We start from the raw sequence: 7,434 nt of genomic DNA on the forward strand, positions 1-7,434 counted from the left end.
GCGCACCGCCCACAGGATCACATCACCCTGGAAATGGCGCCACTTGAAATCCGTCATCGTTCCGTCCGTCCAATCTCCGCCAAGCATGCTCAAGCTTCACGATTTTTGCAACAGAGCCCCAGAGCGCAGCGCCTTGAGACCGGCCGCAAGCCCGGGACGATCATCGCGGCGGCCTGAAGCCGTATCCTGATAGATGTGGTCGGGATCGACGCCAGCCACCAGCAGGGCATCGCGCTGCAAGTCGTGGAGCTGGCTGCCGTCGGCTTTCGAGACCCGCGCGTAGCCGATGAGTGTTGTCACATATACGTCCGTCTGCGTGACGGAGCGGCATTGCCCGTCGATCGATCGCCATAATGTCACATAACCCGTATTGTGGTCTACGCTCCGTGAACAGGGCCGCTTCCCTGTTGCGTGACGAACAGGAAGCCGATGCCGTCCAGGACCATATTGTCGCCCGCGCAGCGCAGCGCGATCTTCGATCCGCCTGCCGACCGAGCTACGATCGAACGGCTCTATACGCTCGGCCCCGAAGACCTCGGACAGGTGTCGCGGCGCCGGCGCGGACCGAACCGGCTCGGCTACGCGGTGCAGCTCTGCTACCTGCGCCATCCGGGGCGTGCGCTGCTGCCGGGTGAGGCGGTGCCTGCCGCCATGCTGTCGCTGCTCGCCGACCAGATCGGTTGCCGAACCGACGACTTCGCCGATTATTCTGCTCGTGCGACTACGCTGCGCGAGCATCGCGCGGAGATCGAAGCGTATCTCGGTGTGCGCGCCTTCGACCGAACTGACGTGCGATCGATGCTGGCGCTGGGATCGGAGATCGCCACTTCGACCGATCGGGGCGAGGCAATCGTCGCCGGCATGGTCGATCGCTTGCGGCTCGACCGGATCGTGCTGCCTGCGGCATCGACGCTGGAACGTCTCGCCCTCATCGTGCGGGCGCAGGCACGCAAGGCCGCGCATACCGGACTGATCCGCGACTGCTCGGCCGATCAGGAAGCGGCGCTAGAACGCCTGATCGCATCCGACGACAATGGCCGGACCCGCCTTGGTTGGATACGCGAATGGCCGGAAGCCCCATCGGCCGCAAACCTGAAGGGGATCATCGAACGGCTCGACGCGGTGCGCGGCATCGGGATCACAGCCGATCGGGCGCGGCGTATCCATGCCGCTCGCTACGCCGTCATCGCACGGACCGCCGGCATCATCACCGCGCAGCACTTTCGCCGCCTCGAACGTCCGCGCCGGCTTGCCATGCTGGTCGCCTCCATGATCGAGATGGAGGCGGCGCTGACCGACGCCGCCCTGGTCATGGTCGAGAAGATGGTGGGAGCGCTGTTCCGCCGCGCCGACCGCACCCGATCCGACCGGCTGCTCGGGCAGGCACGGATGCTGAAGGACACCGCCCGCTTCCATGCGCGGCTCGGTCGCCTGCTGGTCGATGCCCGCGCGACCGGTCGCGATGCGTTCCGCGCCATCGACGAACGCATGGGCTGGGACCAGTTCGAACGCAGCATCCGCTTCGCCGAGGGTCTCACCCGCTCGGCCGACGATGGGTTGGAGGAGGTGGTCGAGCGTTACCCTGCGGTCCGCCGGTTCGCACCGGCCTTCCTCGCCGCCTTCACCTTCCGCACCGCAAGGTCGGGCGACCCGCTGCTCGGCGCGATCGAGGCGCTGCGAACGATGTACCGCGACGGCCGCTCGGTCCTGCCGAAGCGACTGCCGACCAGCTTCATCAAGCCGCGCTGGCGCAAGGTGGTCCAACCGACCGAAGGTACGATCGACCGCCGCGCCTACGAGATCGCAGTGATCGTCCATCTGCGCGAACGGCTCGGCTCCGGCAGCATCTGGGTGGACGGCAGTCGCGCCTATCGCACGCTCGACGATTACCTGCTGCCGACCCCTGCGTTCGACACGATGCGCGCCGATGGCAACCTGCGCCTGGCCGTGCCGTCCGGTTTTGCCGAATGGTATGAGGAACGTCGTACCCTGCTGACCCGGCGCATGACCGAGGTGGAACGGGCAGCGGCGACGGGCGAATTGGTCGATGTGACGATCGAGCGCGGGCAGTTGCTGATCTCGCCGATCCGGCGATCCCCGTCGGACGATGCCGAGGCACTGAAGGCCCGTCTCTACGCGATGCTGCCGCGTGTGCGGATCACTGACCTTCTGGTCGAGGTCGCCGCCTGGTCAGGGTTCGCCGACCGCTTCGTCCATGCTCGCAGCGGTGAGCCGGCCTCCGATCAATCCGCGCTGATGGGCGCGATACTCGCCGATGCGACCAATCTCGGCCTCGGGCGCATGGCCGAAAGCTCGCGCGGGCTGACGCTGCCCCGCCTCCGCTGGACCGCAGAATGGCATGTGCGCGACGAAACCTATCTGTCGGCGCTGGCGGCGATCGTTGACTGCCATACCGCGCATCCTCTCGCCCAGGTCTGGGGACCGGGCGACACGTCGTCGTCGGATGGACAGTTCTTCCGCGCCGGCGGTCAGGGCGAGGGTCGCGCCGATCGCAATGCCCGCTACGGCACCGATCCCGGCGTGCTGTTCTACACCCACGTCACCGACCGCTTCACGCCGTTCCACACCAAGGTCATTGCAGCCAATGCCGGCGAGGCCGCGCACGTCCTCGATGGCCTGCTCGACCATGAGAGCGAGCTGGTAATCCGCGAACATGCCACCGACACCGCCGGGGCGGTCGATCACGTTTTCGGCCTATGCCACCTGCTCGGCTTCCGCTTCGCACCGCGTATCCGTGACCTCAACGAGCGCCGGCTCTACAGCCTGTCGTCGCTCGACCCCTGGCCCACACTGCGCCCGCTCGTAGCCCGCCCGGTCAACGTCCGCGCGATCGAGGCGGATTGGGACGAGACGCTGCGGCTCGCCGCCTCGATCCGGGCGGGCACCGTCAGCGCGTCGGTCATGCTGCGCAAGCTGGCAGGTTTTCCGCGTCAAAACCCGGTCGCTCGCGCATTGCGCGAGCTCGGGCGGATCGAGCGCACCCTGTTCATGCTCGACTGGTTCAACAATCCCGAACAGCGGCGTCGCACCGGCAGCATCCTCAACAAGGGTGAAGCCCGCAATGCGCTCGCCCGCGCCATCTTTTTCAACCGCCTCGGCGAATTGCGCGACCGCACATTCGAGAACCAGCGCCATCGTGCCTCCGGGCTGACCCTTCTCACCGCGGCCGTCACCCTCTGGAACACGGTCTATCTCGACCGCGCGGTCCGGCATCTGCGCGCCAGCGGTGTCGAGGTGCCCGACGAACTACTCGCCCATGTCGCGCCGCTGGGATGGGAGCACATCGGCCTCACCGGCGACTATCTGTGGAGCGAGATGGACAAACCCCGCGAACGGTTCAGGCCTCTCCGCCTTCATCAGAACGGTCGGGATGCTTAGCGTGCGTTTTCGAACATCCTCTCACCGGTCCCCTACGACGCCGATGTTATCCGCGCCGACCTCGCCGAACGGACTATCGAGGCCGTCATTCCTGGCCGGTCAAACCGCCGCCTGAAAATCGAGCACAATCGGGCACTCTACAAGCAGCGCAATCGCATCGAGCGCATGTTTGGACCGCTCAAGATCAACCGCGCCATCGCCACCCGATACGATCAACTGGCCAACAGCTTCCTCGGGATGGTTCATCTCGCCGCCACCAGATACTGGCTCAAATTTGTCCACGCCGCCTAGCAGCCTGATGGCCGCGGTCACATACGTCCGCACCCTCGATTATGAGGACGTGGCACTGCTGGAAGCCATCGTCTCGAACCACGACAATCTGACCTACGGTGCCATCATCAGCGTCTACACCGGTCCCGACGAGGCCATCACCGCGCTAACCGATCACGGCGTCGAAGCGCTCACGGACATGCTCAGAGATGCTCATCTCACGACCAAAACCTGGCGCGACTTCCTTGACGCTTTCGTCGATGACCCTGAACTCGCCTTGCGCTTCAAGGACCGAATACCGCGGTAACAATCGGACGGTTACCATGCAAATCAGTCGACTTTTGCGGATGTCCAACTTGCGCGACGGTGCCTGGCCGGACTTTTAAAACGCATTCCGGTGGAAGATGACCCGCGTCGTCAGCAGTATGATCCACATGTCTTTCAGGATGGACCAATGGTCAAGATATTCGAGATCGGCCTGCAAACGGTTGGTCAGGTCATCCTCGAACACGGTTGCGCCGCGATAGCCGCGTACTTGCGCCAAGCCGGTGAGGCCCGGCTTGGCAGCGTGGCGGTACCAATAGCGTTCGTCGACTTCCCAGAATAATTTATCGGCAGCGCGTGACCCGAGTGCGTGTGGGCGCGGCCCGACGATGCTCATGTCGCCCTTCAACACGTTGAACAATTGTGGTAGTTCGTCGATGCTGGTCTTGCGCAGGATACGACCGATACGGGTGATGCGGTTGTCGTCGCGCTTGGTGGAGGTGTGGCCGGTCGCGTCGCTTTGTTCGACCGTCATACTGCGGAACTTCATCACCGCAAATTTTTTGTTTCCGCGCCCGATGCGGGTTTGTTTGAAGAATACCGGGCCGGGCGAGTCGAGCTTGATCAATGCAGCGACGACCAGCATCAGCGGCATCAACAGGGGCAGTGCCAGCAGCGTGGCGCAGAGATCGAACGTGCGCTTGACCACGCGGGCCGACAGCGGCAGCGGTCCCTTCGCAACCACGATGGTCGGAACATCATCTTGCCAGGACAGGCCGAGCGGTGCAATTCCAAGGAGTTCCGGCGCGAATATCTCGCTCTGGATGTTAGCTCCCTTCAGCGCATGCGCCCAGCGTTCGCGCCGCTCAGGCAGGCAGGAAACGATCACCCGATCCGCATGGCCAAGCGACTGGGCCAGCCGGTCGTACATGTCAGGATCGTGTTTGTCGGGGTCGAAATGGTCTGGCGTCATGACTAGAACGGAATAGTCGCCGTAAGGGATGTTCTGTTCGGTATCGGTCAATAGCACTGTGTTGTACGGACGGATGCCGAGCACATTGCGTGTGTACGAGACGAAGGCATAGCGCGCGAACGAGAGCGATACGAAGCTGAAAACGGAGCCGGTTGCAAGCATCACGCGTGAGAAGGTGTCGCTTACCTTGACCGAAAAGGCGACCAGTGCGACCGCCCCGATCGTCATCATGAACGATTGGGCACCAAGGCGTACGGCAGCGCGAGTCGTGCCGGTCTGGCTGGGGCTGAACGCGCCCTGATTGGCCGCGATGACGTAGTAGATCGGCACGATCGCTGCGAGATCGTACAGCCACTGATTCTGTTCAGTGCGAAAGGCTAACAACTGAAAAGCGAGCTTAAAACTGGCGGCAATGCAGACCGTGTCGATTGCGATTAGGCCCGTGATGAATTGCACGCGGATGGTGCTCTGGGGTTTTCGCCAGGTCCCTGACAATGTGGGAGGTTCGCTGTTGAAGTCCCCAAGTTTACCAAGCTCCAAGTTCACTGACCCGACCTCCTCGCTTGTAAACCGAAAGGTGTCGCTTAGGCTTTTTGCTAACGATGGGGAACCGCTTTGTTGCTCGGCTATATGGCTGACCGATTCAAATTAAACAGCTTGGTCGTGGATTCCGGTTGCCAAGTGTGATCCGCGTTGTGCGGTGCCGGATCAGCGGCCGTTTTGACCAGATCGTCGATTGACCGGGTCGAGATGCCCTTGATGTACGTTTCCGGCACCATTGTGGTTAGGGCTTCCTAGATAGGTTGGTGCTGTTCGAGGATGAACTGCAATATATCTGCCCATCCGCAAGCAGCCAATATCATGAAATGGATAATTTCAAGAGTGTTTCCGAACCATTTTGAAACTCACGCTCGCGGCGATCAATCGCTGCTCCCAGTTTCGCCAGCGCCTGCCCCAGCGCGCCCCCTGCCACCTCCAGCGCGAGATCGCGGCAGCCGAGCCGCGACAGCATCGCCTGATGCTCCTCGATGCGCTCCGCCTGCCGCTGGATTTCATCGACCGGTACGGGGGCCGGCCGCATCCAGCGCGGCAGATAGGCGAGCACCGCCTGCGGCAGGAAGGTGCGGTAGACATTCGATGTCTGCTCATAGCGCGGGCCAGGCCCCTGCCCTGCCACCCGCTTGAAGCGGCGCTGGCGCACGATGAAGCCGACATCGTCAAGCACATGCAGCGCGCGGGCGACGGTCACGCGGCCGAGGCTGGTCGCTTGGGCCAGATAATCATAGGTCGGGAACACCTGGCCGCGGTTGAGCCGCGCCAGCGTCAGCAATTCCTCCAGCACGCGCACCGCCGCATTGGTGAGCGAGGCGAGCCCGCGTTCCACCGGCGTGAGCTGGCGCCCGTCGGCGCGGGCATCGCGCCGCAAGCGGCGCCCCGCGTCCAGCGCCTTGCGCGCGGCGCGCAGGATACGGTCGGTTTCTCCGGGCGCAGGAGGCGTGAAAAAGCTCTTTTCGAAGGTGCCGGCCTCCACGCTGCCGCGCAGGATCCGGCTGCCGCGCGGTTGCGGTGCGCCCGATTGTGCCGGGCGGCGCAGACAAAACCCACCCAGCGCCTGGAGCGAGGCTGCTCCAACCGTCATCGTCGCCATCGTATAGCCCTTTTGATGGAGGCCATGCGGGCAAAGGAAGAGCGTGGCGCGAAGCGCGCATCCTTGCGACGAAAGTCTGGATAGGATATCTAACGAATCGTTCTGAGCGATGATGCCCGTTTGGCGACGGGTGTTAGAGTAGAGCCTATCGGGATGCCCGGCCTTCGAGCCGGGTTTCCTTTATCCAGTCATGGAACCCCCCTTATGGTGACCAATCGTCGCTCCCGGCGATTGGGCAGTTCTTCCCGGTCGCGCAAACCGATCGAGCGGACGACAGCTGGAAGAACCGCATTGGGGGTTATCGGCCGCCGCGTGATTGCGGCCAAGCTGGCTGAATCGTGCTTTGACCCGGCAAACCTCGTGAAGATTCGTGCTTTCACGCGGAAAAGCCATAATGCGGAAACGGTGTGTGCGGGGTGGTCCGACTTGGCGCTTGCCCGATTTTGGGCGCACGCTTTCGACGGTACCCTCCCCCCTTTGTGATCGTCCCGAAAACGGACTTGTCGTTCCTGGACGGGGCGGGATAAAGAGACGTAGTTTGTGGACGGTTTTCGCGACATTGGCGATGGACCGGCGCGTTCGTCCACAGAACGACCGTTTGGGAGACATGATCGATGACCGGTATTTTGGGATATGCCCGCGTCAGTACCGGAGATCAGGATGTCACCGGGCAGCGGCTGCGGCTCGAACAGGCTGGCGCGATCCGAGTGTACACTGACGTGATGTCGGGCAAGAGCATGGATCGGCCGGGGCTGGCCGAGCGGCTCTGTTGCAAAGATTGGCGGCAGTCAGAGGTAGGCTGTCGCTCTGCGCCGATCAGGCGGCTGCTGCGAAATGGTGGTTGAGCATGCCCATGGCCTCCGTCAGCGCCGAGGGCCCA

Annotated in this window: 6 protein-coding genes and 1 pseudogene; 4 read left to right on the forward strand and 3 right to left on the reverse strand. The window is 63.3% G+C overall.

What is annotated here, in order from left to right:
* Positions 1-108 precede the first annotated feature (108 nt).
* Positions 109-300: pseudogene (locus ACP7BY_RS20845) on the reverse strand (recombinase family protein); the annotation flags it as partial.
* A gap of 129 nt (positions 301-429) precedes the next feature.
* Between ACP7BY_RS20845 and ACP7BY_RS20850 the strand changes: the two are divergent.
* The 3 genes from ACP7BY_RS20850 to ACP7BY_RS20860 all read left to right on the forward strand — a co-directional run bounded on the left by ACP7BY_RS20850 (position 430) and on the right by ACP7BY_RS20860 (position 3,976).
* Positions 430-3,399 (forward strand): Tn3 family transposase, encoded by a 2,970-nt coding sequence (locus tag ACP7BY_RS20850; RefSeq protein ID WP_033963983.1) that lies wholly within the window; start codon positions 430-432, stop codon positions 3,397-3,399.
* 87 nt (positions 3,400-3,486) lie between these two features.
* Entirely contained in the window at positions 3,487-3,690 is a 204-nt protein-coding gene (locus ACP7BY_RS20855; RefSeq protein ID WP_426288356.1) for a transposase, read from the forward strand.
* 7 nt (positions 3,691-3,697) lie between these two features.
* Positions 3,698-3,976: a hypothetical protein gene (locus ACP7BY_RS20860; protein ID WP_033963982.1), complete on the forward strand. Its 279-nt coding sequence runs from the start codon at positions 3,698-3,700 to the stop codon at positions 3,974-3,976.
* Positions 3,977-4,051: 75 nt separating this feature from the next.
* On the opposite strand, the gene ACP7BY_RS20865 is transcribed toward ACP7BY_RS20860, so the two are convergent.
* Entirely contained in the window at positions 4,052-5,452 is a 1,401-nt protein-coding gene (locus tag ACP7BY_RS20865) for an exopolysaccharide biosynthesis polyprenyl glycosylphosphotransferase (protein WP_171010606.1), read from the reverse strand.
* 313 nt (positions 5,453-5,765) lie between these two features.
* The gene (locus tag ACP7BY_RS20870; protein WP_137903268.1) at positions 5,766-6,554 is read right to left on the reverse strand and encodes a helix-turn-helix domain-containing protein; all 789 of its coding nucleotides are present in this window, start codon (positions 6,552-6,554) and stop codon (positions 5,766-5,768) included.
* A gap of 614 nt (positions 6,555-7,168) precedes the next feature.
* Between ACP7BY_RS20870 and ACP7BY_RS20875 the strand changes: the two genes are divergently transcribed.
* The gene (locus ACP7BY_RS20875) at positions 7,169-7,399 is read left to right on the forward strand and encodes a recombinase family protein (RefSeq protein ID WP_426288355.1); all 231 of its coding nucleotides are present in this window, start codon (positions 7,169-7,171) and stop codon (positions 7,397-7,399) included.
* Positions 7,400-7,434: the final 35 nt, after the last annotated feature.

It is taken from the genome of Sphingomonas sp. PSPC2-2, from assembly GCF_049897725.1.
Lineage (GTDB): Bacteria > Pseudomonadota > Alphaproteobacteria > Sphingomonadales > Sphingomonadaceae > Sphingomonas.

Coding starts and splice junctions, on each gene's coding strand:
- ACP7BY_RS20850 (WP_033963983.1), top strand. CDS start 430: ATGCCGTCCAGGACCATATTGTCGCCCGCGCAGCGCAGCGCGATCTTC.
- ACP7BY_RS20860 (WP_033963982.1), top strand. CDS start 3,698: ATGGCCGCGGTCACATACGTCCGCACCCTCGATTATGAGGACGTGGCA.
- ACP7BY_RS20870 (WP_137903268.1), bottom strand. CDS start 6,554: ATGGCGACGATGACGGTTGGAGCAGCCTCGCTCCAGGCGCTGGGTGGG.
- ACP7BY_RS20875 (WP_426288355.1), top strand. CDS start 7,169: ATGACCGGTATTTTGGGATATGCCCGCGTCAGTACCGGAGATCAGGAT.